We start from the raw sequence: 26289 nt of genomic DNA, 5'->3' as shown, positions 1-26289 counted from the left end.
CTCCGCTTGTATGACCTCAGAATTTAAAGTTTGAGACGCGCATTTTCGGGGTCGTAAAAGACCGTGCCGGTGATGGTGGCCCTGATCGTCCGGTCCGGCATCGGGATATAAACCGTTTCGCCGGTCTTGCCGTGGCCGCCTTCGATCAGGGCAAGGGCAATCGGGCGACCTGCCGCGTCGCTGTGATAGGACGATGTTACGTGACCCACCATCTTCATCGGGATCGGTTGGTTCGGATCAAGGACAATCTGCGCGCCTTCCTCAAGTTTGGATACGCCATCATCGGTCAGAAGCCCGACCAGTTGCTTGCGGCCTTCTGCCGTCAGGTCCGGCCGGTTAAGGGCCCGCATGCCGACAAAGTCGGGCTTGTTTTTGCCAACCGCCCATCCGGCACCCGCGTCATAAGGCGTCACCGTCCCGTCGGTATCCTGACCGACAATGATGAAGCCCTTTTCGGCACGCAGGACATGCATGGTTTCGGTGCCATAGGGGCAGATATCGTATTTCTGACCCGCCGCGAACAGCGTTTCCCAAAGGGCGCGACCATGACGGGCGGGGACATTGACCTCAAATCCAAGTTCGCCCGTGAAGCTGACGCGGAACAGGCGGGCCGGGAAACCGGCAACCGAGCATTCGGCAATCGACATATGCGGGAAGGCTTCGTCGGAAATATCAAGCCCCTCGACAAACGGGGCCAGAAGATTGCGCGCATTCGGACCATTGAGCGCAATGGTCGCCCATTGTTCGGTGGTCGAGGTCAGCCAGACTTTGAGATCCGGCCATTCCGTCTGAAGGTAATCTTCCATCATGTTCAGGACACGCGCCGCACCGCCGGTGGTGGTGGTGATGTGGAAGCGGTCATCACTCAGGCGGCCAATCACGCCGTCATCGCGGATATAGCCATCATCGCCAAGCAAAAGACCATAACGGGTGCGACCGGGGGCAAGTTTGGTCCAGGGGTTGGTATACATGCGGTTCATGAATTCAACCGCATCGGGGCCGACCACCTCGATCTTGCCAAGGGTGGATGCGTCAAACATGCCAAGCGATTTGCGCGTTTCGCGGCATTCGCGACGCACGGCGGCGTCCATGTCTTCGCCGTCCTTGGGGAAATACCATGCGCGACGCCACAGGCTGACCGGTTCGAACACGGCACGGTTTTCCTCGGCCCAGCTATCGATGGGGGTTTTGCGGGTGACTTCGAAATGATCCCCCTTGTGATAGCCGACAAACGCCCCGAAAGTCGTCGGGGTATAGGGCGGGCGGAACGTGGTCAGGCCGACTTCGGGCTGTTTCTTGCCAAGTGCATCGGCGGCAATGTTCAGGCCGTTGATGTTTGACATCTTGCCCTGATCGGTGGCCATGCCATTGGTGGTGTAGCGTTTGACATGTTCGATCGAGCGCATGCCTTCGCGTACGGCAAGACGCAGATCCTTGGCGGTCACATCGTTCTGATAATCGACAAAGGCGCGGGCCTTGCCAGCGTCAAGGTCGGTCGGAAGTTCGGTGTGGCTGGTACCCGAACCAGGGCGGTCATCGGCAACCGAAAGCGTTTTGATATTTGCGGTTTTGCCAAGCGCCTTGACCGCCGCAGCGCCCATCGCGAACCCGTCATTAAGGGCGGCTTCGATCCCCCAAAGCCCACGCCCGGCACCGGCGATCTGGCAATCTTCGGTAATGCGGTCGGGCAGGAAGGTCTGGCTTTGGTCATCCCATTTCAGCGTCCCCTTGGTATGGGAAAACAGATGGAGCGACGGGGTCCAGCCGCCGCAAACCAGAAGGCTGTCGCAAGCCAATGTCTGGGCGGCCATAACCCGGCCATTATCAACCTTGTTGATCCGCACTGATTTGATGCGCAGGCGACCGGACGTGCCGGTTGCGGTATAACCGGCAAAGACCGTGATCCCGCGTGCGGCGGCCTGTTTGACAAGGTCAGCATTCGGGGCCGGGCGGGTATCGACAATGGCCTCGATCCTTGTTCCGGCCGATGCCAGATCAAAGGCCGCATACCATGCGCTGTCATGGCTGGTGACGACGACGGTATTGTTTCCGACACGCACGCCATAGCGGTTCAGGTAGGTTTGCGCCGATCCGGCCAGCATCACGCCCGGACGATCATTGCCATCAAATACCAGCGGTTTTTCAAGCGCGCCTTGTGCCAGAATGACCTGTTTGGCGCGCACCCGCCACATGCGTTCCCGCGGGGTGCTGGCGGCCGGTTTTTCGAGATGATCGGTCAGTTTCTGGCACAGGCCGATCATGTTCTGATGGTAATAGCCAATCGCTGTGGTGCGGGTCATGATCCGCACGCCAAGGTCAATAAGGGCATCAATCTCGGATTCCAGCCAATCCCATGCCGGTTTGCCATCAATTTTTGCCTGTGGTTCGCTTAACAGCGTTCCGCCCGGTTCGGCGTTTTCATCGACCAGCGTTACGCGCAGTCCGGCTTCTGCTGCGGCACGTGCGGCGGCAAGACCGGCAGGACCGGCCCCAACAACCAGAACATCTGTATGCAGATAACGTGATGCGTAATTGTCAGGATCGGGTTCGGTCGGCGATACGCCAAGACCGGCAGCCGCCCGGATGAAGGGCTCGTAAACCTTGTCCCAGAAGGACCGCGGCCACATGAAGGTCTTGTAATAGAACCCGGCGGAAAACAGCATGTAAAGGCGGTCGTTGATCGCGCCGATATCAAATTTGAGGCTGGGATATTTGTTCTGGCTGTTGGTTTCAAGCCCGTTCCAGATTTCCTGCACGGTTGCACGCGTGTTGGGCTCAAACCGGCCCTTGCCACGGCGCGTTCCGATCAGGGCGTTCGGTTCTTCCGACCCTGCGGCAATCGGGCCCCGCGGACGATGATATTTGAACGAACGGCCCATCAGGTGGACGCCATTGGCGATCAGGGCAGATGCGACCGTGTCGCCCTCCAGCCCTTGATAGGTGTCACCGTCAAAGGTGAATGAAACCGGCCGATTGTGAAGGACCCGGCCACGCCCCGGAACACGGAAAGCGGTCATTTCGAAGGCTCCTTCTTTGCGGCATCTTCAAGCAAAACAGCAAGATCAGGGCGCGGTTCGCCCGCCTTGTATGTCGTCAGGAACCGGTCCGAGACGGTATCGCGCACGGCGTTAAAGAACCGGCCGCAACCATGGGCATGACGCCAGCGTTCGAAATGCGGGCCTTTGACATTGGTGCGGATGAACAGGAAATCACGCCATTCATCATCGGTTTTGTCCGCCGGATTTTCCGGACGCGCGATATGGGCTTCGCCGCCATAGGTGAATTCCAGTTCCGGCAGCGTTTCATCGCAATAGGGGCAATGGATGAGAAGCATGTTCGTTCTCCTCAGTGTGCGACGGCGGCTGCGGCCGCTTCGTCAATCAGACGGCCGGTCCGGAAACGGTCCAGCGTGAAGGGGGCGTTGATGTCATGCGGGGTGCCTTTGGCAACCGTCCATGCAAGCGTATGGGCAGCCCCCGGTGTGGCCTTGAACCCGCCCGTGCCCCAGCCGCAATTGACGTAAAGGCCGGGGACGGGGGTCATGCCAAGGATCGGGGAGCGATCCGGGGTCACGTCAACAATACCGCCCCATTTGCGCAACATCCGCATGCGGTTGAAGATCGGGAAAATCTCGCAGATCGCGGCAACCGTATGTTCGATCAGCGGCAGGCCGCCACGTTGCGAATAGCTGGTATATTGATCGGTGCCCGATCCGATCACGAGTTCGCCCTTGTCCGACTGGCTGATATAGGCATGCACGGTGTTGGACATGACGACACAGGGGAAGATCGGCTTGACCGGTTCGGACACCAGTGCCTGCAGCGGATAGCTTTCAAGCGGCATGCGCACACCGGCGGTTTCCATAACGACACTGGTGTGACCGGCAGCCGAAACCGCGACCTTTTTCGCACGGATAAAGCCCTTGGCGGTTTCAACGCCTTCGACCGCGCCATCCGGCCCGCGGCGGATCGCGGTGACCGGGCAGTTCTGGATGATGTCGACACCGCGCTGTGATGCCCCGCGCGCATAGCCCCACGCAACCGCATCGTGGCGGGCGGTTCCGGCACGCATCTGAAGGGCGGCACCGACGACCGGATAGCGTGCGTTGGGTGAAATATTAAGCGGCGGACAGAATTCCTTGGCTTCCTCGGGCGTCAGCCAGCGGTTATCGACACCGTTCAGGCGGTTGGAATGGATGTGGCGCTGGAAGGATTGAACGTCATGAACATTATGCGCCAGCATCAGAACGCCGCGGCGCGAAAACATGACGTTGTAATTCAGGTCCTGGCTAAGTCCTTCCCAAAGATCAACCGCATGGTCATAAAGCCGCGCACTTTCATCATAAAGATAGTTTGACCGGATAATCGTGGTGTTACGCCCGGTATTACCGCCACCCAGCCAGCCCTTGTCGATCACGGCGACATTGGTAATGCCGTGTTCCTTGGCCAGATAGTAAGCCGCGCCAAGCCCGTGACCGCCAGCACCGACAATGACGACGTCATATTCTGCCTTCGGTTGGCTGTCGGGCCATTGCGCCTGCCAGTTCTTTTGTCCTGTAAGAGCATTCTTTAACAGCGACAAAGCAGAAAAATGCGTCATGAGAAGCGGCTCCACCAAGTGTCATGATTTTGCACGATTAGATGTGAATTTGCGACGTCGCGATTGGATATTTGCGTCATATCTGTTGTACATATTCGCCATCCGGGCAGGTAGTGTGCAATGGCACAGCGGCAGGTGGCAAGTTCAGGGCGGTATGTGCGCTGTCCTGTTAATTGTCCTGTTCTCTTGTTTTACAAGTGGCATGCCGCTAGTCTGATGCCTCCCGCCACCAACGGAGAAGCCCCAATGTCCCGATCTGATAAACATATCCTCGTCGTTTCGGCCATCCGGCCGCGTCATATGGAAGAACTTGCTGCGAAATACGAACTGCATCGCTGGGATCAGGCGACGGACAAGGATGCGTTTCTGGCCAATGTGGCAGACAGGATTGCAGCCCTTGTTTCGACCGCCGGGGTCGGGGTGCCGACGGAGCTGATCGGGAAGCTGCCGAACCTTAGGGTCATTACAAGTTTCGGGGTCGGTTATGATGCAATTGATATTGCGGCCTGTACCGCGCGCGGCATTCGCGTTTCCAATACGCCCGATGTTTTGAATGACGATGTGGCCGATACCGCGATCATGCTGCTGCTGGCGACGCTTCGGCGGCTGGTTGTTGGTGACCATTGGGCGCGCAGCGGTCAATGGTCGGAAAAGGGGGCGATGCCGTTAACCACAACCGCACGGGGCAAGAAGCTTGGCATTGTCGGGCTTGGCCGGATCGGGCAGGCGATTGCCGCGCGGGCGGAGCCGATTGGCATGGAAATCGGTTATTTCGGACGATCCAAAAAACCGGTCGATTATCACTATGAGGCCGATCTGATCGGGCTTGCGAACTGGGCGGATGTTTTGATGATTTCCTGCCCCGGCGGGGCGGCGACACAGGGGATCATCAATGCCGACGTTTTGAAGGCGCTTGGCCCGCGCGGTTTTGTCATCAATATCGCACGTGGTTCGGTGATTGATGAACCGGCCCTGATTGCGGCACTTCGGGATGGCGTGATTGCCGGGGCGGGGCTGGATGTGTTCCATAATGAGCCGCATATGGACCGTGCCTTTGCCGAGTTTGAGAATGTCGTGCTGTATCCCCATAACGCCAGCGGCACGGTCGAAACCCGCGATGCGATGGCGCAGATGGTGGTCGATAATCTGGCGCAGTGGTTTGCCGACGGGACGCTGGTGAGCCCGGTTAACTGATTGTATTGGTACCCGTTTCGCGGTTGGCAGTAGCGCGCATGTGACCAAGGCGCTAGATTGTCCGTCATGAGCAAAACCGACCTTAAAATCCGGCTTAAAATCGAATTGCCCGATGGGGTTCGCCTTGGCTATGGCAAGATTGATCTGCTGCGCGCGATTGATCGTGAACAGTCGATTTCGGCGGCGGCGCGGTCGATGGGCATGTCCTATCGCCGGGCGTGGATGCTGCTTGAAGAATTGAACAGAAGCTTTGCCAGCCCGGTCGTTGAAACCCGGATGGGGGGTGCAGGCCGTGGCGGGGCCAGCCTGACCGGGACGGGGATGCGGATCATTGCGATTTACGACGATGCGCAAACCCGTGCGGACGAAGCCCTGGCCGACCAGCTACGCAGGCTTGCCGATGAACTGGCGGGCGATCCGTCCCCGCCGACCGAAGACGGGGCTTAAAGATCGTCGGCGCGCAAATGCCCGTCGACCGTGACCGATTTGATCACAGCGAAGACCCTTTGCCCGATGGCAAGTTTCAGACGTGTTGCCGACCATTGGGTGATGCGGGCATGGATTGTGCGGCTTTCACCGGTATCGTCATGACCAAGGCCCAGCGTGATATCCAGCGTATCACCGCCATTATCGGCGATGTCGCGGATCGTTACCGGCAGGACGTTATTGGCGCTGATCCCGGTCGGGGCTGTCTGGGCAATCATCACATCGCGTGCACGGATATGCAGGCGCACCGGGCTTCCGGATTTCTTGCCAAGGAAGGGCACGACAAATCGTTGCCCGGCGCAGTCAAGGAAGCTTATGACACCCTGCGGGTCGCGGCTTTTGACCGTGGTGGGCAGCACGGTTCCGGTATCGAACTGCCCGGCAAGCGGGGCAAGGTCGGTTCGACCCAGCATGTCAAACACCGATCCGCTGGCAAGCGTTTTGCCGCCTTCCATCACCACCATATGATCGGCCAGACGGGCGACTTCATCAATCGCGTGACTGACATAAAGGATCGGCAATTGCCGCGCGTCGCGCAGATTTTCCAGATAGGGGATGATCTCGTTCTTGCGGCCCTGATCAAGGGCGGAGAGCGGTTCGTCCAGCAGCAGGATTTCCGGATTTCCCAGCAATGCCCGGCCGAGTGATACGCGCTGTTTCTCGCCGCCGGAAAGAAGGTTGGGGCGGCGCGATAGCAAACTGCCAATACCGAGCATCCCGATGACATCATCACAGGCGGCCTTGGTCATTGGCCGGTCGCTGCGTTTATGGCCAAAGAACAGGTTGGCCGCGACACTCAGATGCGGGAACAGTCTGGCATCCTGAAATACATAGCCAACCCGGCGCCTGCGCGGTGCCAGATTGATCCGTTGTGTCCTGTCAAATACAGGGCGGTCATGGATGGTGATCCGCCCCCGATCCGGGCGCAGCAACCCGGCAATCGCATTGATGATGGTGGTTTTACCGCTGCCCGACGGGCCAAAAAGGGCGGTAATGCCGGGTTCGGCAATGTCGAACTGCGCATTCAGGTCCAGCTTGCCGATCTTGTGGCGGATATCGACGGAAATGCTCATGCGCGGGCCCTTTTGCGAATATGGCGCATGGCAAATTCCGAAAGCAGAAGCCCGATCAGGGCAAGTCCAATGGAAATGGCCGCAAGGCGTGCGGCGGCCAGTTCGCCGCCCGGTGTCTGGATCGCGGTATAGATCGCAAGCGGCAGGGTGCGTGTTTCACCCGGAACGTTCGACACAAATGTGATGATGGCACCAAATTCGCCAAGGCTTGCGGCAAAGGCGGTAATCGCCCCGGCAATGATACCGGGCAGGGCCAGCGGCAATGTCAGGCTGAAGAACCGGTCGACCGGCCCCGCACCCAGCGTTTCGGCGGCGTGATAAAGGCCGGGATCGATATTTTCCAGTGCCAGCCTGATGGCGCGAACCTGAAACGGGAAGCTGACGATCCCCGCGGCCAGTGCCGCCCCGGTCCAGCTGAAAATCAGGCGGATATCAAATGTTTCCAGCAACCATGCACCAAGCGGTGCGCGGGTGCCAAAACTGATCAGCAGCAGATAGCCCATCACAACCGGCGGCAGGATCAGGGGCAGGTGCACCAGCGCATCGATTAAAATCCTGCCGGGAAAGCGTGCCTGCGCGAGAAGGGAAGCGGCCAGAATGGCAAAGGGCAGGGCACATATCACCGCCACGCCGGAAATGCGCAGGCTAAGCAGCAGGGCTTCGATCTCGGCTTCGGTGAGTGTGATCATGGTTTGTTATTGTGTCTTCGGACTGGTTGCCGGGCGGTTGAAGCCATATTCCGCAAAAATGGTGCCCGCGTCATCCCCCAAAAGCCACGCCAGCAATTTTACCGCGGCGGGGTTTGCTTGCCCGGTGGTGATGGCAACCGGATAGGTAATGGCCGGATGGCTGTTTTCGGGGAAGGTGGCGATGATTTTGACATCGGTCGCGATGGCGGCATCGGTGGCGTAAACGATGCCAAGCGGTGCCTCGCCCCGTTCCACCAGCGCCAATGCTGCACGCACATTGTCAGCACGCGCCAGCCTTGGTTCGATGGCATCCCACTGACCAAGGTTTTCAAGTGCCTGTCTGGCGTAAATCCCCGCCGGGACATGGTCCGGATCGCCAACGGCAATGCGGTCCTCGTCACCGATCAGTTTGGTCAGATCGGTTTGGGAATTGATCGTGATCGGGGCAAGGTTACTGTCAGCGGGTGCAATCAGGACAAGCGCATTGGCCAGAAGATCATGGCGGCTGTTGGCGGCAATCAGGTCCTGATCGGCAAGCCAGGTCATCCATTTCTGATTGGCTGAAATATAGAGATCAGCCGGGGCACCTGCCGCGATCTGACGGGCCAGTGTCGATGAACTGGCGAAGGATAGCTGCAATGTGTCACCGGTTGCCGTGGCATAGCTTTGCGCGACCTGCGTCATGGCGTCGGTGAGGCTGGCGGCGGCAAAGACCGTGATCTCCTGGGCGCGGGCGGTGGTTGCGGCAGCCAGAAGGAACAGGGAAGCAAGGCCGGTTCGGATCAGATGGCGCATGGGCAAAACCGTGCTGATGGGGTTGGGAAGGGGCAACAATCCCCGCTATATTTCATGAAATATAGCGGGGCGTCAACCACCTGCATCGTCAGGACGAAACCGGTCGGGATCGCCAGAAAGAAAGGACCGGCAATGCCGATCCCTGTCTTGCATGGTTGGAATGTCCGGTTCAGTTGCAGACCGATCGCAACGGATCGTCGTCATTCATGGCGAACCATTCATCAATTCCGGTCGGGAAACCGTTGGCGTCCAGTTCGGTTTGGGCGGTGATATATCCGCGCCTGTTTGCACCGCACTCCACCAGATGGGTAAGGGCGAGCGTTTCGGCACCCTTTTTTAGCAGCAGGGTGGTGACCCGTTTCTGATCGGGGTTATCCGGATTAACGACAATCTTTTCGCTGTCGATGGCGGTAAAGCGGTTAACCGGTGCCGAAATCAGCGTCCAGGGTGCAAACGGATTTTCGTCGGCAAAAGTCTGCACGATGCTGATCTGTCCCGGCAGGCGTGACGAATAGCGATCAAACCAGCTATATTCGTCCCAGATCATGTAGGCAAACATGCCGATTGCCGCGACAAATGGAATGACATATTTCGGTGCCTTCCGCCCCCACAGGCGAAACAGCAGCATGACGACACCGGCACAGGCAAAACCGACCACAACGGTCGTCAGAATAAACACATACATCCGGCGCGAAGTCCCCTGATTTATTGTTATGACTTGATCAGTCTGGCGGGTGTTCCCGTTTCCCCTGATAACGGATTAGCGCAGCACGCGGCGAAGCTCAAGTTCACCTTTCGGATCACGCTTGGCAATCTGTGCCAGAAACAGCCCGGATGCGGCAATCGCATCGGAAAGGGCATTGTGAATGCGATACGGCGGCAGGTTGTGGGTATGGCGTAGTGTTTCCAGTTTCAGTGCACCGGGCTTCATCGGTTGCCCCTGCCGGTGCAGATCGCGAAGGGCCAGTACCAGTGTATCGACGGTCGGCATTTGCAAAGGTGCGCCAAAGTAACGTTTGCAGGCATGACCAAGAAAGCCCAGTTCAATCGGTGCGTGATGAGCCACCAGAACCCGACCGGCCAGAATCGGCAGGATATGGGCCAGCGCGATTTCGATATCGGGTGCCTGTTCGACATCGGTATCGAAAATGCGATGCACGATCACCGAGCTTTCGCTGAGTTCCTTTTTGGGGCGCACCAGAAGATGCTGGCAGCTTGAAAAATCGACTTCAAGGCGGCGAATGATCACAAGGCCAATCGAAACGATTTCATCCTGTTTCGGATCAAGGCCGGTGGTTTCCAGATCAAGGGCGACAAATTCGACATCGCGGACCGGCGTATCGGGATCGGCGGCGGGGATATCGTAATAGGCGCGAAGCGGCCCGGTTGCCCGACGCTGGACCATCTGGCGGTAAAAGTCGCTATCGATGATTTTCTGACGCAGGCCCATTGTTATGTCCCGCTTTTGCCAAAGGCGCTTTCAAGGGCGGCCTGTAAATTCTTGATCACCGAAAATGCATCTTTCAGATGGGTGCGTTCAAATGCCGACAGGCTTTCGGGATGCAGGAAGTTATCGGGGCGGTCGCCGTCACGAATTTGCCGGACCTGATGTTTCAGGCGCGTGATGCTGATGAATTCAAACGCATCCAGAAGGTCGGATGCCCCCTGTTTGCTGATCGACGGGAAGGCCATCGCGGCCTCGAGCCGTTCATAGGTATTGACCACGTCAATGCCGTTCGCAAGCGCGTGGATGCGTGCAATATCCACAATCGGCACCACGCCGTTATGTTTCATATCGAGCGTGCGGTCATGTTCACCGCCACGGATCATGACAAAGTTCTTAAAGAAGCCAAGCGGCACATGATGGGTCAGGGCATTGCCAACCATATAGGCCAGGAAAATGCGGTTGCCCTTTGCCTTGGTGACAATCATCCGATGCAGGTCTTCAAAGATCGATCGCGTACCATGGATCACCCGCAGGTCAAACCAGACGGAGCACAGCATCAGGGCCTTTGGCTCCGGCTGTTCGATCCATTTGTTGAAATATTGCTGCCATACACGGACAGGCTGACGCCATTCGTCCGTTTTCGCCATCATCTCGCCGGGGCAATAGATATAGCCGACGGTATCAAGGCCATCACAGACAAAATCGGCCAGTGATTTGAAATAGTCGCCGTGCTGTTCGGGATCATAGGCGTCATCAAGGATCAGGCAGTTATCCTGATCCGAAAGGGCGGTCTGTTCCTGCCGCCCCTGCGATCCACCTGCCATCCAGACATAGGGGACAGGCGGCGGGCCAAATTTTTCCTCGGCCAGTTGCAGCAGGCGCGATGTTGCCGCATCCGAAAGGGTGGTGACGATATGCCCCGCATTGCGCGATGTTGCACCGGCTTCGATCAGGTTGCTGAGCAGTTCGGGGATTTGCGCAATGACCTTTGCCATGTCTGCAGGTCTGGTCATCTTGCGGATGCGGCCGACCATATGGACGGCGGAAAGCGATTGGCGCGCCAGCAGGTTGTTGGTGGTAATCACGCCGATTGCCTTGCCATCCTTCATCACCGGAAGGTGACGGACATTGTTGCGCGTCATGGTCAGAAGCGCGTCAAAGGCATAATCGTCCGGCCCGATGCTGATCGGGTTCGGGGTCATGATGTTGGTCACCGGCTCGTCAAAGGACCGGGCTTCGGCAACAACGCGGTTGCGCAGGTCGCGGTCGGTCATGATACCGGCGACCTCGTCCCCGTTTTGCGTGATCAGCAGGCAGGAAACCCGTTCGCTGCTCATAAGCTTGCCTGCTTCGAGAATCGATGCACCGATATCGATGCTGACAAGGTCCCGCGCGATCAGGTCGGATACCCGGATGGACATCAGTTTAAGCTGATCATCATCACGCTTTTCAAGCAACTGCATGCCGCTGCGAAGGCGGGCACCGCCCATCTGTTCAAAGAAGTAATTGAACTGCGGGTATTTCCCCGCCAGATCGTGGAAATCCTTTTCGGGCAGCAGATAGACAAGGCTGTCCTCGAGCATGGTGATGTTGTTGGCGGCCTTGCCATTGCGGAACATCGCGCGTACGCCGAAACATTCACCTTCGCCAAGGCGGGCAAGAAGCTGGCCATCGGGATCGCGTGTTTCGGTTCCGCCCGTCCGGATAATATGCAGATGCAGGCATTGCTGTTCAGGTGAGAGGACTTTGGTGCCTTTGCGGAAATAGCGCGCGGTAAGGCGCTTTGGCAACGCCTCGATCACGTCGTCTGGCAACAGATCGAACGGGTGATGCTGTTTGAGGAAATCGCTGATTTCTTTTAGTTCCAGACTCATATGACCATTCCTCCCTGTCGTGGTGCATTGTTGCCCGACTTCGAGGCAAAAGAAAAGGCCCCCGGAAGAACTTCCGGGGGCCAGCAACAGGTTTCTTGCAAACCAGTCGACCGATTAGTGGTCAACGGCGCCACCGGCTCCTTTCGGAACGCGGATATCTTCAATCATGTGCTGGATATGTGCCGGCGGTTCCGCCGTAACTTTCGACACGCCGAAAGCAACGAGGAAGTTCAGGATCATACCAACAACACCGATGCCCTCCGGCGAAATGCCGAACAGCCAGTTTGCCGGAACGTTTTCGATCAGCACCGGGATAAAGATGCCCTTGTAGGACATGATATAGCCCATGGTGAAGACCAGGCCGACAAGCATCCCGGCAATCGCACCTTCACGGTTAACCTTCTTGGAGAAGATCCCCATGATGATAACCGGGAACAGCGACGCGGCAGCCAGACCGAAGGCAAAGGCCACCACCTGTGCCACGAAGCCGGGCGGATTGTATCCCAGATAACCGGCAATCAGGATCGCAACGGCTGCTGCGATACGACCGGCCATCAGTTCCTGTCCTTCTGTCATATCCGGCGTCAATGTGCCTTTCAGAAGGTCATGCGAGATACCCGACGAAATCACAAGCAACAGACCGGCTGCCGTTGACAGTGCGGCGGCAATACCACCGGCAGCGACAAGGGCAATCACCCAGTTCGGAAGCTGTGCGATTTCAGGGTTGGCCAGAACCATGATGTCGTTGTCAACTTTAAGTTCGTTACCGGCCCAGCCATATTCGGCTGCTTTGGCGGCAAAGTCCTTGTTGGCATCGTTATAATACTGGATACGACCATCGCCGTTCTTGTCTTCGAATTTCAGAAGGCCGGTGGCTTCCCAACGGCTCATCCAGTCCGGACGATCTTCGACTTTAAGGTTGCCTTCCGGATCGCCAACTGCGCCGATCTGGACGGTTTCAGTCAGGTTCAGGCGAGCCATTGCGCCAACTGCCGGGGCAGTGGTGTAAAGGATCGCGATGAAGACCAGTGCCCAACCGGCCGAAGAACGCGCATCGCGGACTTTCGGGACCGTGAAGAAGCGGACGATAACGTGCGGCAGACCTGCCGTACCGACCATCAGTGCAAGGGTGATGCAGAAGATGTCGATCGTCGATTTGCTGGTGGTGGTATATTCAAGGAAGCCCAGTTCGGTCACGATCTGGTTCAGGCGGTCGAGCATGTAATCGCCCGTGCCGTTAACCGTGGAACCGAATGCCAGCTGCGGCAGCGGATTGCCGGTAAGCTGGAAGGCGATGAAGATTGCCGGAATGGTATAGGCAATGATCAGCACGCAATACTGTGCCACCTGGGTGTAGGTGATGCCCTTCATGCCGCCAAGAACGGCATAGATGAAGACGATGCCCATGCCGACGATCAGGCCGGTCAGGATTTCGACTTCGAGGAAGCGCGAGAACACGATACCAACACCGCGCATCTGGCCTGCAACATAGGTGAACGAGATGAAGATCAGGCAGATAACGGCAACGATACGTGCTGCTTTGGAATAGTAACGGTCGCCGATGAATTCCGGCACGGTGAATTTGCCGTACTTACGCAGGTAAGGTGCCAGAAGCATTGCCAGCAGGCAGTAGCCGCCGGTCCAGCCCATCAGGTAAACCGAGCCGCCATAGCCAAGGAAGGCAATCAGGCCGGCCATTGAAATGAAGGATGCAGCAGACATCCAGTCTGCGGCGGTCGCCATACCGTTGACGACCGGGTTAACGCCCTTGCCAGCGACATAAAACTCGCCGGTGGTGCTTGCCTTGGCCCAGATCGCGATGCCGATATACAGCGCGAAACTCAGACCGACGACAATATAGGTAAGGGTAGTAAGATCCATTTGTCTGTCTCCCCGGATCCGGAACTTTGTTGACGTCAGTCGTCTTCGTGAACGTCGAATTCACGGTCCAGTTTGTTCATCTTGCTCACGTAGACGAAAATCAACGCGACAAAGACGTAAATGGACCCTTGCTGGGCAAACCAGAATCCGAGCTCAAAGCCCGCAATCTTGATGCTGTTCATCGCATCGACAAACAAGATGCCGAAACCGTAGGAAACGACAAACCAGATGATCAGCAAAGTGGTCACCAGTTTTACGTTTCGCTTCCAGTAGGCTGCGCTTTGCTCATCCATAGCGCGTCTCCTTCCTAGAAAATGAAAACTTCCCTGCCGACCGGTTATTGAGTTCTTTTTTGTCCCGGTCCGCCTGCTTTTGATGCAGTGGTGGCGTCTGCACACACCATTGCCAACAAATTCGATAACAGTTTTCAGAATGCGCCAGAAGCTAATCATTAGTCGTATATATTAGGGCTCCTGCGTTCCCCAACCTGCTGGAAACACTGAAAAAACCCATAAAATCCGCCATTTTTTCGACATTGTTCGGCGCTGCACAATGGCATGCTGTTTTTAATCGAAATACGCGCATATTTGTTTGATTCTGCATTATTAACGGTTGATTTTGCCCCGGACGGGGTGTTTTGCGACGCGTTTTGGCCCGCGTCGTTTCCATCGATGCGCATTCAAAGCGCATCACGGTGATTGCCGTTGTTTGTCATTGTTTGTAAGAGGCCGGTCGGTTACAAACGGGCAACGCTTTTGGATGGTCGCAATGCGATGATCCGCATGTCCCGGCATGGTCCGGGATTTCTCACATTTTGGATGGGGAATTTAATGGCATCCTACCAGTATATTTACGTCATGAAGGACCTGACCAAGATCCTTCCGGGTGGTCGTGAACTTTTCAAAGGCATCACGCTGTCCTTCCTGCCGGGTGTGAAAATCGGTGTTCTCGGGAACAACGGTGCCGGTAAATCGACCCTGCTTAAAATCATGGCCGGCATCGAGAAGGATTTTTCAGGTGAAGCCTGGCCTGCCGAAGGTGTCCGCGTCGGTTACCTTGAACAGGAACCGCAACTGAACCCGGCAAAGGACGTTCTGGGTAACGTTATGGAAGGCTGTGGTCAGATTGTTGACGATCTGGCGCGCTTTAACGAAATCAGCATGGCGTTTGGCGAGCCGATGACCGACGACGAGATGAACAATCTCCTCGCCGAGCAGGGCGAATTGCAGGAACGCATTGATGCGGCCAATGGCTGGGACCTTGAGCGGACGCTTGATATCGCCATGGACGCGCTGCGCTGCCCGCCCAAGGATTCCGACGTAAGCAAGCTTTCGGGCGGTGAGCGCCGCCGCGTTGCGCTTTGCCGTCTGTTGCTGGCAAAGCCTGATATCCTGCTGCTTGACGAACCGACCAACCATCTGGATGCGGAATCGGTTGCGTGGCTGGAACGTCACCTTGAAGATTATCAGGGTACTGTCATTCTGGTCACCCACGATCGTTACTTCCTCGATAACGTTACCGGCTGGATTCTCGAACTCGACCGCGGTCAGGGCATCCCGTACGAAGGCAACTATTCATCCTGGCTCGAACAGAAACAGAAGCGTCTGGAACAGGAAGCCCGTCAGGAGGGCAGCCGTCAGAAGCAGCTTGCATCGGAACTGGACTGGATCCGTCAGAATCCGAAAGGCCGTCAGGCAAAATCCAAGGCCCGTGTTCGTGCCTATGACGATCTCGTTGCCGAAGCCGCCAAGGCGGTTCCGGATTCAACCAAGATTGTTATTCCGATTGCCGAACGCCTTGGGAACGAGGTGATCACGGCCGAAGGTCTGACCAAGGCATTTGGTGACAAGCTTCTGTTTGATGATCTGCATTTCCGTCTGCCGCCGGGTGGCATCGTTGGTGTGATCGGTCCGAACGGTGCGGGTAAAACCACTTTGTTCAAGATGCTGACCGGCAGTGATAAACCGGATGCCGGTACGCTCAAGATCGGTGAAACGGTCAAGATGGGCTATGTCGATCAGTCGCGTGACTCGCTTGATCCGAACAAAACCGTTTGGCAGGAAGTTTCCGACGGGCTGGACGAAATCCTTCTGGGCAAACGTCCGATGAGCTCGCGTGCCTACGTATCGCAGTTCGCGTTCAAGGGGGCCGACCAGCAGAAGAAAGTCGGTCAGCTTTCAGGTGGTGAACGTAACCGCGTTCACCTTGCCAAGATGCTGAAATCGGGCGCGAACGTTCTGCTGCTTGACGAACCGACCAACGATCTTGATGTCGATACGCTACGTGCGCTTGAAGAAGGTCTGCTGGAATTTGCCGGTTGTGCCGTGGTCATCTCGCACGATCGTTTCTTCCTTGACCGTATCGCGACCCACATTCTGGCCTATGAGGGCAATTCGCATGTCGAATGGTTCGAAGGCAACTATCAGGAATACGAAGCGGATTACAAACGCCGCTATGGCGACGCGGCGGATCGTCCGCATCGCATCAAATACAAGCCGCTGACCCGCGGTTAATGACAAAAGGCCGCCCATCGGGCGGCCTTTTCTTTGCGGGCATCTTGGGTTGGCATTCGGGCCGCAAGCATGAAAAAAGCCACCGGCAAATCACCGCCGGTGGCTTTTGATTTCTGTTCCGGTTGCGACGGAATTATTTTCCGACTTTCGCCCGCAGGTTTTCTGTCAGGGCGGAAACCTCGCCACCATTTTGCTGGATGACAGCGGTAAATTCGTCGCGCTGGGTGATGCCCATGCTCAGGCCTTCGACGGTCACATCAATGATTTTATATTCATCACCGAATTCGCGCAGACGCCAGACGATCGACACCGGCGGGCCGTCCGGGCGGACGAACTGCGAGTTGACGAACGTATCCTTGTTCTGTTGTTTCTCGTCGCCGACAACAAACTGCTCGCCATTGAAATCCTTGAACTGGCTGGCATAGTTAAGGGCCAGATAGTCCTGCAGGAGATCGGCGAACTCGCTGAGTTCTTCCTCGGAGATGGAGCGCCAGTAGCGCCCCAGCACAAACCGGGAAATTACATCCATTGCGAAGTAACGATCCATCAGCGCGACAAAGTTCTGCCGGCGGGTGTCGTTGCTAAGCGATTGATCGGTCAGGCCGACAATTGCCTCGCTCGCAAGGGTTTTGATGACGTCGGTTGCACTGCGGCTGGCTGCGACTTCGACCGTATGGGACGATGCGGAAGTCGCGTTACCTGCAAATGCAGGACCGGCCATAAGGCCGGTCACACTGACGATTGCTGCCGCCAAAGCGGGAATCGCAATTCTGCTTTTCATGTTCGACCGAACCATTAATTTGCTGCTGCTTCAAACGCGTCATCAAAGTCGGCAGAAGCGCTTTCGTCTTCGAATTCCGGTGCAGAAGGTTCTGCGCCGTTGCGAATGGCGGCGTTACGTTGCTGACGATAGAGGCTACGCAAAGCAGCATAATAGTCAATCGAGGTTTGTTGCAATTCGTTAAGCTGGTTTAGCGTGCTGTAGCGCGCATTGAGTGCGGTCAGAGCCAGCGAACCGAGATAGAGCGTATCAAGGGTCTCACTGTTCCGGCTGCCCCAGGTCAGCGGATTGCTTACATAATCGACCGCAATACCGGCGGTATCGCGCAGGTTCGACGGACCAAGCAGCGGCAGGACGATGTAAGGACCGCCGCCGATGCCGTAATGGCCAAGAGTCTGGCCGAAATCTTCGGAATGATAGGCGATGCCGAAATCGGCAGCCACATCATTGAAACCAAGGAAGCCGATCGTGGTGTTCATGATAAAGCGCTGAACCGAGTCAGCGGCCTGATCAGGGTCACCCTGAAGCAGCGAGTTCAGCGCATTGACCGGTTCACCGATATTGCGCACAAAGCTGCGGACGGCGGTTTTGACCGGTTGGGGCGCGATGTCGCGATACCACATGGCGGCGGGGTAAAGGACCATAAAATCAACGGCACCATTAACCCCGTGAACGACCCGGTTTACCGGTTCGAGGGGGTCATAGTCACTTGTGTCCTGTGCCGGCTGGGTGGACGCGCATGCTGTCAGCATGGACAGAGATGCACCAGCGCACAGCGAAAGCAAAGTTCGAAGCTTCATTATTTTTGCCAAACGATTTTCGATACAAACTTTCCCCGACCCCGAGACGCCCTTGAAATCGGGACTTCAAGAACATTACCCAACCTGCTGCCCGCGAAGAAAACAGGAATGTGCGATGCACACGTCTCAGATATCCATGTGGTTAGCATAGGGAAAGTTTAAACGCCAGCACACAAAATTATGAGCCTGATCAATGGGATTTGGCATGTTGCCTTTTTGCCATACCCCTTTGGGGTGGGTAAATAGCTCTTGATTAAATATAAACATATCTTTATGTCTTTGTTCAGGTCAATGGAGGCGCTGAAATGGAACAGGTTCTAGCGAGATTGCGCGCGGCGGCAGAAGCGACACGGCTTCGCCTGTTGGCGATCTGTGCCGAATGCGAACTGACCGTCAGCGAGATCACCCAGATCATCGGACAGAGCCAGCCGCGTGTGTCGCGCCATCTTAAACTGCTGTGCGAAGCCGGGCTGCTTGTCCGATTCCGTGAAGGCACCTGGGTATTTTATCGCACCCCAAATAGCGGTCCCGGTGCGGAACTGGTTCAGCCGGTACTTGCCCTTCTGCCCGAAAGCGATGAAATACTGGCCCTGGATCGTGCCCGGCTGGAGCAGGTCAAGGCGCAGCGCGAACAGATTGCCCGCGAATATTTCCGGGCCAATGCCGATGACTGGGATCGCATCCGGTCGCTTCATATTGATGAAACGGTCGTCGAGCAGGCCCTGATTGATGCCATCGGCGATCTTTCCGGGGGCCGGATTCTTGATATCGGTACCGGCACGGGCCGGATTCTGGAACTTCTGGGCAAAACGGCCGAAGAAGGTGTCGGCGTTGATATGTCGCGCGAGATGCTGGCGGTTGCCCGGGCGCGTTTGCAGCGTGCCGATCTGTCAAACTGTCTCGTCCGGCAGGCCGATATGTATCAACTGCCTTATCCAGCAGGGATGTTTGACGTTGTGACCCTGCATCAGGTGCTGCATTACGCCGAACGTCCCGAAGCCGCGATTGCCGAAGCCGCCCGTGTGCTGGCGCCGAACGGCAAGCTGGTGGTGGTTGATTTCGCAACCCATGACCGAGAGGAACTGCGCGAGGAACACGCGCATCGTCGGCTTGGTTTTGAAGACGGGGCGATTAATACGTGGTTTCGCGCATGTGAACTTTCGCCCGGTGATGTCATAAGCCTGCCCGGCAAACCCTTGACGGTGCGGATCTGGAGCGCACATGCATCGGAGCAGGGGCAAAAGGCATTGCAGGCAAATAACAATACCGAGGCTGCCGAGTAATAATCCGGCAGGCTCATTGCTAACAATAATAATGCATAACGACCCGTTCCACTGGAACGACAAGACAGGATTAAAAGAATGACGGTTAAAAACGACATCGCACCACAGGGCACATCGCGCAGCGATCTGCGGGTTTCATTCGAATTCTTTCCGCCGAAAACGGAAAAGATGGAAGAAACCATGTGGCGTTCGATCCACCGTCTGGCACCGCTAAACCCGTCTTTCGTTTCGGTAACCTACGGGGCAGGCGGATCAACCCGTGACCGTACGCACAGCAGCGTCACCCGCATTCAGGGCGAAACCGGCATTCCGGCGGCGGCTCACCTGACCTGTGTTGGCCATACCAAGGAAGAAATCGAAGGTATTGCGCGCAATTACTGGGATGAAGGTATCCGGTCGATTGTTGCCCTGCGCGGTGATCTGCCCGATGCGGGCGATAAATATGTCCCGACGCCGGGGGGATATCCTTATGCGGTTGATCTGGTCGAAGGGCTTAAGCGGATTGCGGATTTCGATATTTCGGTTTCGGCCTATCCGGAAACCCACCCGGATGCCCCCAATGCCGATTTCGAAATCGAATATCTGAAACACAAGATCGATGCCGGTGCGAACCGTGCGATCACGCAGTTCTTCTTTGATAACGAGGTTTTCCTTCGGTTCCGCGACAAATGTGCTGCTGCCGGGATCACCGCACCGATTGTGCCGGGCATCCTGCCGGTGACCAATTTCGGATCGCTTTTGAAATTTGCCGATATGTGCGGGGCATCGGTGCCCAAACGCCTGCATTGGCGGTTTGAAGACCTTGACGAAGATCCCGATACACGCCGCATGGTCGCCTTCCACGAAGCCATTTCACAGGTCGAGGGCCTGATGGCCGAGGGCGTTACCGATTTCCACTTCTACACGCTAAACCGTGCCGAACTGACATATGCCATCTGTCATGCGCTGGGTATTCGCGGTGTTGCACAGGCTGCTGCCTGAACCGACCCGCCCAAACAGCCTGCATGATCAAAACGACTGGATGACGATGATGAATGACCGCAAGGAACGCATTGCCCTGCTGCGTAAACGGGCCGAAAACAAAATCCTGATCCTTGATGGTGCGATGGGCACCATGATCCAGAAGCACAAGCTGAGCGAGGAAGATTATCGCGGCGAACGCTTTGCCGACTGGAAACAGGATCTGAAGGGCAATAACGATCTGCTGTCCCTGACCCGGCCTGACATCATCAAGGATATCCATCTGCAATATATTGCCGCGGGTGCGGACCTTCAGGGGACCAATACCTTTAGTGCGACGACAATTGCGCAGGCCGATTACGGCATGGAAAGCCTTGCCTACGAGATCAATTACGAAAGTGCGAAAATCGCGCGCGCGGCCTGTGATGAATGGGAAGCCGCCCATCCCGGCGATGTGCGCTTTGTCAATGGTGCCATCGGTCCGACCAACCGTACCGCATCGATTTCGCCCGATGTGAACAATCCGGGTTTCCGCGGTGTCAATTTCGATCAGCTACGCGAAGCTTATAAGGAAGCCGTCAATGGCCTTCTGGATGGCGGGGCGGATGCGCTTCTGGTGGAAACCATTTTCGATACGCTCAATGCCAAGGCGGCCCTGTTTGCCATCGACGAAGTGCTTGAAGAACGCGGTGAAGATGTGCCGGTTCTGATTTCGGGTACCATCACCGATGCGTCGGGCCGGACCCTTTCGGGACAGACGACCGAGGCATTTTACAATTCGGTCCGTCATGCCAAGCCGTTCTCGATCGGGCTTAACTGCGCATTGGGGGCGGCACAGTTGCGCCCCTATGTTCAGGAACTGTCACGCATTGCCGAATGCCGGGTTTCGGTTTATCCCAATGCGGGCCTGCCCAACGAATTTGGCGAATATGACCAGTCGGATGCCGAAATGGCGGCACTGGTCAAAGAATGGGCCGATACCGGCATGGTCAATCTGCTGGGTGGGTGCTGTGGCACGACGCCGCCCCATATCAAGGCGATTGCCGATGCGGTGGCAAATGCGACCCCGCGCAAATTGCCTGTGATCGAGCCGAAAATGCGCCTTTCGGGCCTTGAGCCGTTCAACGCCGCCTGATGCCGGGAAGCTGAAAAAAGAGATCGAACAGACCCATGAGTGACATTTCAAGATTCATCAATATCGGCGAGCGCACGAACGTCGCAGGATCGATCAAGTTCAAAAACCTGATCGTCGAGGAAAATTACGACGCAGCCCTTGAGGTTGCCCGTCAGCAGGTCGAAAACGGCGCGCAGATCATCGACATCAATATGGATGATGCGATGCTGGATGCCGAAACGGCGATGGTCAAATTCGTCAATCTTCTGGCGGCCGAACCCGATATTGCCCGCGTGCCGATCATGATCGACAGTTCCAAATGGAACGTGATCGAAGCCGGTCTGAAATGTCTTCAGGGCAAGGGTATCGTCAACTCGATCAGCCTGAAAGAAGGCGAGGAACCCTTTATCAAGCAGGCACGTCTTCTGCGCCGTTATGGTGCCGCTGTCGTCGTGATGGCCTTTGATGAAAAAGGGCAGGCCGATACGGTTACCCGCAAGATCGAGATTTGCGAACGCAGCTATCGTGTGCTGGTCGACAAGGTCGGCTTCCCGCCCGAAGACATCATTTTCGATCCGAACATCTTTGCGGTCGCCACCGGGATCGAGGAACACGACAATTATGCCGTCGATTTCATCGAAGCCTGCAAGCTGATCAAGGAACGCCTGCCATACGCCAAGATTTCCGGCGGTGTTTCCAACGTTTCCTTCTCGTTTAGGGGCAATAACCCGGTCCGTGAAGCAATGCATTCCGTATTCCTGTATTATGCAACGCAGGCCGGTATGGATATGGGCATCGTCAATGCCGGTCAGCTTGTGGTCTATGAGGAAATCCCGCTTGAACTGCGTGAACGGGTCGAGGACGTCATCCTGAACCGTCGTCCGGATGCGACCGACCGCTTGCTGGAAATTGCCGAAAAATACAAGGGCACGGGCGGGCCAGAGAAAAAGGTTGATCTGGAATGGCGCAAAAAGCCGGTCAATGAGCGACTGGCCCATGCACTGGTCAATGGTATTGCCGAGTTCGTCGAAGAAGACACCGAAGAAGCCCGCCAACAGGCCGACAAACCCCTTCACGTTATCGAAGGGCCGTTGATGGATGGCATGAATGTGGTTGGGGACCTGTTTGGTGCAGGCAAGATGTTCCTGCCGCAGGTGGTCAAATCCGCCCGTGTGATGAAAAAGGCCGTTGCCTATCTGATCCCGTTTATCGAGGAAGAAAAGGACGGTGTACGTGAAACCAACGGTAAAATCCTGCTGGCGACGGTAAAGGGCGATGTCCATGACATCGGCAAAAACATCGTGGGCGTGGTCCTGCAATGTAACAATTTCGAGGTCCTTGACCTTGGCGTGATGGTGCCGACCCAGAAAATCATCGAAACCGCCAAGGCTGAAAAGGTCGACATGATCGGTCTTTCGGGCCTGATCACGCCGTCACTTGAGGAAATGACCTATGTCGCGGCCGAAATGGAGCGCGAAGGATTGAACATCCCGCTTCTGATCGGTGGCGCAACCACGTCCAAGGTCCATACCGCAGTCAAGATCGCCCCGAACTATAACAAGTCGGTGGTTTACGTGATTGACGCATCGCGTGCGGTGGGGGTTGCAAGCCAGCTTGTGTCTGAAACCCACCGTGAACGTTTTGCCGCTGAAATCCGTGCTGAATATATCGCGATGGCGGAAAAACACGCGGCCCAGCAATTGCAGAAAAAGCGTTTTGCCATTGCCGATGCGCGCGCCAACAAGGTGCAGCTTGACTGGGATGCCTACGATATTCCCGCACCGGTCAAACCGGGCATTACCCGGTTTGAAACCTTTGATCTGGCAGAACTGGTTGAACGGTTCGACTGGAAACCGTTCTTTGAAACCTGGGAACTGCATGGCCGTTTCCCCGATATTCTGAACGACGAGAAAGTTGGTGAAACCGCGCGCGGCCTTTACGAAGACGCCAAGGCGATGCTCAAACGCATTGTCGATGAAAAATGGTTCAAACCCCGTGCGGTTGTTGGTATCTGGCCGGCCAATTCGGTGGGGGACGATATCGAAGTCACCCCGGCACCCGATCAGAACGAACCGGTAATGCTGCGCACGCTTCGCCAGCAGATGTTCCGTGAAAACAATTCACGCCCGAACCGTGCGCTGGCCGATTACATCGCGCCAAAGGAATCCGGTAAAACCGATTATATCGGTGGCTTCGTCGTCACCGCCGGGCCGGAAGTCGAAGAAATCGCCAAAAAGCTTGAAGCCGAGCATGACGATTACAACGCCATTCTGGTCAAGGCCCTTGGCGACCGTTTTGCCGAGGCCTTTGCCGAACGCATGCATGAAAAGGTCCGGAAGGAACTTTGGGGCTATGCCGCGGATGAGAACCTGCCGAATGCCGAACTGATTGCCGAAAACTATCGCGGTATCCGTCCGGCACCGGGATATCCGGCCTGCCCGGAACACACTGAAAAACGCACGCTGTGGCAGTTGCTGGATGCGGAAAAGAATGTCGGCGTCAAACTGACCGAAAGCTGCGCGATGACCCCGTCATCCTCGGTCAGCGGGTTCTATTTCGCCCATCCCGAAGCCAAATATTTCGGTCTTGGCAAGATCGAACGCGATCAGGTCGAAAGCTATGCCGAACGCAAGGGCATGACCTTGGCGGAAGCCGAACGCTGGCTGGCGCCGAACCTGAATTACGATCCCCGTCAGGCGTGATCGCATTAAACAAAAAGCCCCGCAGCTTTCCGGCTGCGGGGCTTTGTTGCATTTGATCGGTCATCAATGCGTCGCGTGGAAAAACTTCCCGCGTTCGGTGATGCCGACAATGATGATGGCCAGCACGGCAAGAGCCAGATAGCCGCCCACCAGCGGAATGACCGTACCATTGAATAGCTGGCCGATGATGCCGCCTGCAACAACACCGATCAGGGTGCTGTAAACCCCGATCATCGAGGATGCGGTGCCAGCAATCCTGCCAACCGGTTCCATCGCCAGCGAATTGAAGTTTGGCATGGTCATCGAAAAGCAGAACAGTGTGACTGTAAGACCCACACCAAACACCGGAAGCGGCGGAGCACCGTCAAAGGCAAAGGCGATGCCCAGATTGATCAGGCTGCTGATTGCCATCACAAGAAGCCCACCCTGCGACAGTTTGTGCATGCCGATCTTGCGCACAAGGCGGGCATTGACGAAGGATGAAACACTCATGCAGGCGGCGATCATCCCGAACACCAGCGGGAACCAGACGCCAAGGCCGTAAACCTCGGTTTCGAAAATTTGCTGTGCCGATCCGATATAGGCCATCAGACAGGCAAACATCAGTCCCATCGCCGTTGCATAACCCAGTGTCTGGCGGGTGGTGACGGTGGTTTTGATATCGCGCGCAATCCGGCTGAGTGACAGTTTATGCCGGTATTCGGGATTTAACGTTTCGGGCATTCGCAGGCTGTACCAGACGGCAATAATGATCGCCAGCACAAGGGTGCTGACAAAAATCATGTGCCAGTTGGCAAGCGCAAGGATCAGGCTGCCCGATGCCGGGGCAAAGACCGGCACGATGATGAAGATCATCATGACGAACGACATGACGCGGGCCATTTCGCGGCCTTCGAAACAGTCACGCGTGATCGCAATCGTCAGGACGCGCGGAGCCGCCGCACCAAGCCCCTGAACGAAACGCGCGATCAGAAGGTGATCGTAACTGTCGGCAAAAATCGCCATGACGGTCCCGATGGCATAAATGAAAAGACCCAGCATCAAAACGCGTTTGCGGCCGAAACTGTCAGCCAGCGGGCCATAGACAATCTGCATCAGGCCAAAGGCAATCATGAAAACATAGATCAGCAACTGCATGCGGTTGCCGTCTTCGATGCCGTAATCCAGGGCGATCGGACCAAATGCGGGTAAAAGATTGTCGATCGAAAGCGCAACCAGACCAATCGTGATAGCCATTAACACAACGAATTCGACAAAACCCGGAAGCGGACGGGCGATGGTGGCGCCCGATTTTTGACTTTCAGTCATTTATCGGAAGTCCTGAAAAAGGAATTTATTGTTATTCGGGGAAAGTCCCGCAGGCTTCGGAAACCTGTATGGCGTCAAGCATGCGTTATTTCCCGTTCGAAGATCAATGATGGTTTTCTGAAAAAAGCACCGTCGCGTCATCGACTTGGCCCGAACCTGACCGGCTTGGGCAACGTATTTGAGGTAACCCGCGGTCATCATCTGCATCCGGCAAGGGGCAGCTATCGGCAAATATCACTGGATTTGCCGACCTTTACCTTTTATTCGCAACACCTTGTGATCATATGACAGCTTCCTGTTTCACCCGTTCCCGCCGGTAACCCGATATGGCCGAAAAGCTTTTCAAATCCAACCAGTTGCTTGGGCAATTGCGACGTATCGTCAAAAGCGAGCAGCTTGTGCTGTCGATCCTGGCGCTTGTGGTCGGCGCGATGGCCGGGGGCGGGACCATCCTGTTTCGCGAAGGCATCCTTTTTGTGCAGTTGCTGACCTTTGGTTCGGGCGAGGAAGCGGTCCATGAATATCTTGCGCATCTTCCGGCATGGCATTTGATCATGGTGCCGACACTGGGCGGATTGTTTGTCGGGGTTTTCATTTACCGGTTTTTGCCCGAACGGCGTACCCACGGGGTGGCCGATGTGGTTGATGCCGCCCTGTTTCACGATGCGCGCATGTCGTCACGCTGTGGGATCAAATCGGTGTTCATCAGCGCGGTGTCGCTGGGAACCGGTGCGTCGCTTGGCCGCGAGGGGCCGGTTGTCCATATGGGGGCGTCGTTCGGGGCGTGGCT

The 26289-nt window shown here is 56.4% G+C and carries 22 protein-coding genes; 8 read left to right on the top strand and 14 right to left on the bottom strand.

Annotation, left to right across the window (positions count from 1 at the left end; all coding sequences use genetic code 11):
• Nucleotides 1–23: 23 nt before the first annotated feature.
• From TH5_RS22720 to TH5_RS22710, 3 genes are read right to left on the bottom strand one after another with little or no spacing between them, the layout of a single operon-like run.
• Nucleotides 24–3017, bottom strand: a complete 2994-nt coding sequence (locus tag TH5_RS22720) for a sarcosine oxidase subunit alpha (RefSeq protein ID WP_114123795.1) — start codon at nucleotides 3015–3017, stop codon at nucleotides 24–26.
• Complete coding sequence (locus TH5_RS22715; protein ID WP_062960758.1) at nucleotides 3014–3334, bottom strand: sarcosine oxidase subunit delta; 321 nt, start codon at nucleotides 3332–3334, stop codon at nucleotides 3014–3016. The genes TH5_RS22720 and TH5_RS22715 overlap by 4 nt, the downstream gene beginning before the upstream one ends.
• Before the next feature lie 11 nt (nucleotides 3335–3345).
• The gene (locus TH5_RS22710) at nucleotides 3346–4599 is read right to left on the bottom strand and encodes a sarcosine oxidase subunit beta family protein (protein WP_114123794.1); all 1254 of its coding nucleotides are present in this window, start codon (nucleotides 4597–4599) and stop codon (nucleotides 3346–3348) included.
• 246 nt (nucleotides 4600–4845) lie between these two features.
• Here TH5_RS22710 and TH5_RS22705 point away from each other — a divergent pair, with 246 nt between their 5' ends.
• Both TH5_RS22705 and TH5_RS22700 read left to right on the top strand, forming a co-directional pair.
• A complete protein-coding gene (locus TH5_RS22705) occupies nucleotides 4846–5793 on the top strand; it encodes a 2-hydroxyacid dehydrogenase (protein ID WP_114123793.1) in 948 nt (315 codons plus the stop codon).
• A 66-nt stretch (nucleotides 5794–5859) separates the two neighbouring features.
• Nucleotides 5860–6240 carry a winged helix-turn-helix domain-containing protein gene (locus TH5_RS22700; protein ID WP_114123792.1) on the top strand — a complete coding sequence of 127 codons (381 nt, stop codon included), beginning with the start codon at nucleotides 5860–5862 and terminating at the stop codon, nucleotides 6238–6240.
• Here TH5_RS22700 and modC read toward each other — a convergent pair.
• The 8 genes from modC to TH5_RS22660 form a co-directional block, all read right to left on the bottom strand.
• Complete coding sequence (gene modC, locus TH5_RS22695; protein WP_114123791.1) at nucleotides 6237–7352, bottom strand: molybdenum ABC transporter ATP-binding protein; 1116 nt, start codon at nucleotides 7350–7352, stop codon at nucleotides 6237–6239. The genes TH5_RS22700 and modC overlap by 4 nt on opposite strands.
• Nucleotides 7349–8041 carry a molybdate ABC transporter permease subunit gene (gene modB, locus TH5_RS22690; RefSeq protein ID WP_114123790.1) on the bottom strand — a complete coding sequence of 231 codons (693 nt, stop codon included), beginning with the start codon at nucleotides 8039–8041 and terminating at the stop codon, nucleotides 7349–7351. The genes modC and modB overlap by 4 nt, the downstream gene beginning before the upstream one ends.
• Before the next feature lie 6 nt (nucleotides 8042–8047).
• Entirely contained in the window at nucleotides 8048–8836 is a 789-nt protein-coding gene (gene modA / locus TH5_RS22685; RefSeq protein WP_114123789.1) for a molybdate ABC transporter substrate-binding protein, read from the bottom strand.
• 169 nt (nucleotides 8837–9005) lie between these two features.
• Entirely contained in the window at nucleotides 9006–9521 is a 516-nt protein-coding gene (locus TH5_RS22680) for a hypothetical protein (RefSeq protein WP_062960752.1), read from the bottom strand.
• Between the two features lie 75 nt (nucleotides 9522–9596).
• Nucleotides 9597–10286, bottom strand: coding sequence for an exonuclease domain-containing protein (locus TH5_RS22675; RefSeq protein ID WP_114123788.1), 690 nt, complete (start codon nucleotides 10284–10286; stop codon nucleotides 9597–9599).
• A 2-nt stretch (nucleotides 10287–10288) separates the two neighbouring features.
• Nucleotides 10289–12157 (bottom strand): DUF294 nucleotidyltransferase-like domain-containing protein, encoded by a 1869-nt coding sequence (locus TH5_RS22670; RefSeq protein WP_114123787.1) that lies wholly within the window; start codon nucleotides 12155–12157, stop codon nucleotides 10289–10291.
• Nucleotides 12158–12271: 114 nt separating this feature from the next.
• Nucleotides 12272–14038, bottom strand: a complete 1767-nt coding sequence (locus tag TH5_RS22665) for a sodium:solute symporter family protein (RefSeq protein ID WP_062947800.1) — start codon at nucleotides 14036–14038, stop codon at nucleotides 12272–12274.
• A 35-nt stretch (nucleotides 14039–14073) separates the two neighbouring features.
• The gene (locus tag TH5_RS22660; protein ID WP_062947798.1) at nucleotides 14074–14331 is read right to left on the bottom strand and encodes a DUF4212 domain-containing protein; all 258 of its coding nucleotides are present in this window, start codon (nucleotides 14329–14331) and stop codon (nucleotides 14074–14076) included.
• A 537-nt stretch (nucleotides 14332–14868) separates the two neighbouring features.
• On the opposite strand from TH5_RS22660, the gene ettA reads away from it, so the two are divergent.
• The gene (gene ettA, locus TH5_RS22655) at nucleotides 14869–16551 is read left to right on the top strand and encodes an energy-dependent translational throttle protein EttA (protein ID WP_114123801.1); all 1683 of its coding nucleotides are present in this window, start codon (nucleotides 14869–14871) and stop codon (nucleotides 16549–16551) included.
• Between the two features lie 133 nt (nucleotides 16552–16684).
• Here ettA and TH5_RS22650 read toward each other — a convergent pair whose 3' ends face one another.
• The gene (locus tag TH5_RS22650; RefSeq protein WP_244205012.1) at nucleotides 16685–17332 is read right to left on the bottom strand and encodes an MlaC/ttg2D family ABC transporter substrate-binding protein; all 648 of its coding nucleotides are present in this window, start codon (nucleotides 17330–17332) and stop codon (nucleotides 16685–16687) included.
• Between the two features lie 14 nt (nucleotides 17333–17346).
• A complete protein-coding gene (locus TH5_RS22645) occupies nucleotides 17347–18132 on the bottom strand; it encodes an MlaA family lipoprotein (RefSeq protein ID WP_231858108.1) in 786 nt (261 codons plus the stop codon).
• Nucleotides 18133–18437: 305 nt separating this feature from the next.
• Between TH5_RS22645 and TH5_RS22640 the strand changes: the two genes are divergently transcribed.
• The 4 genes from TH5_RS22640 (at nucleotide 18438) to metH (ending at nucleotide 24191) form a co-directional block, all read left to right on the top strand.
• Nucleotides 18438–19415 (top strand): ArsR/SmtB family transcription factor, encoded by a 978-nt coding sequence (locus TH5_RS22640; protein WP_114123785.1) that lies wholly within the window; start codon nucleotides 18438–18440, stop codon nucleotides 19413–19415.
• Nucleotides 19416–19493: 78 nt separating this feature from the next.
• Nucleotides 19494–20396: a methylenetetrahydrofolate reductase gene (gene metF, locus TH5_RS22635; RefSeq protein ID WP_114123784.1), complete on the top strand. Its 903-nt coding sequence runs from the start codon at nucleotides 19494–19496 to the stop codon at nucleotides 20394–20396.
• Nucleotides 20344–21510, top strand: a complete 1167-nt coding sequence (locus TH5_RS22630) for a homocysteine S-methyltransferase family protein (RefSeq protein ID WP_244205011.1) — start codon at nucleotides 20344–20346, stop codon at nucleotides 21508–21510. Before metF ends, TH5_RS22630 begins: the two co-directional genes overlap by 53 nt.
• A gap of 35 nt (nucleotides 21511–21545) precedes the next feature.
• On the top strand, nucleotides 21546–24191 hold the full coding sequence (metH, locus tag TH5_RS22625) for a methionine synthase (RefSeq protein ID WP_114123783.1): 2646 nt from the start codon (nucleotides 21546–21548) through the stop codon (nucleotides 24189–24191).
• Nucleotides 24192–24254: 63 nt separating this feature from the next.
• On the opposite strand, the gene TH5_RS22620 is transcribed toward metH, so the two are convergent.
• Nucleotides 24255–25499: a multidrug effflux MFS transporter gene (locus TH5_RS22620; protein ID WP_114123782.1), complete on the bottom strand. Its 1245-nt coding sequence runs from the start codon at nucleotides 25497–25499 to the stop codon at nucleotides 24255–24257.
• Between the two features lie 326 nt (nucleotides 25500–25825).
• On the opposite strand from TH5_RS22620, the gene TH5_RS22610 reads away from it, so the two are divergent.
• The coding region (locus TH5_RS22610) for a chloride channel protein (RefSeq protein ID WP_147250169.1) at nucleotides 25826–26289 on the top strand (464 nt) is incomplete at its 3' end.

The sequence above is a fragment of the Thalassospira xianhensis MCCC 1A02616 genome, from assembly GCF_003326475.1.
GTDB classification, from domain to species: domain Bacteria; phylum Pseudomonadota; class Alphaproteobacteria; order Rhodospirillales; family Thalassospiraceae; genus Thalassospira; species Thalassospira xianhensis.
The sequence above is the reverse complement of the archived record's forward strand: the minus strand, read 5'-3'. Positions and strand labels throughout refer to the sequence as shown.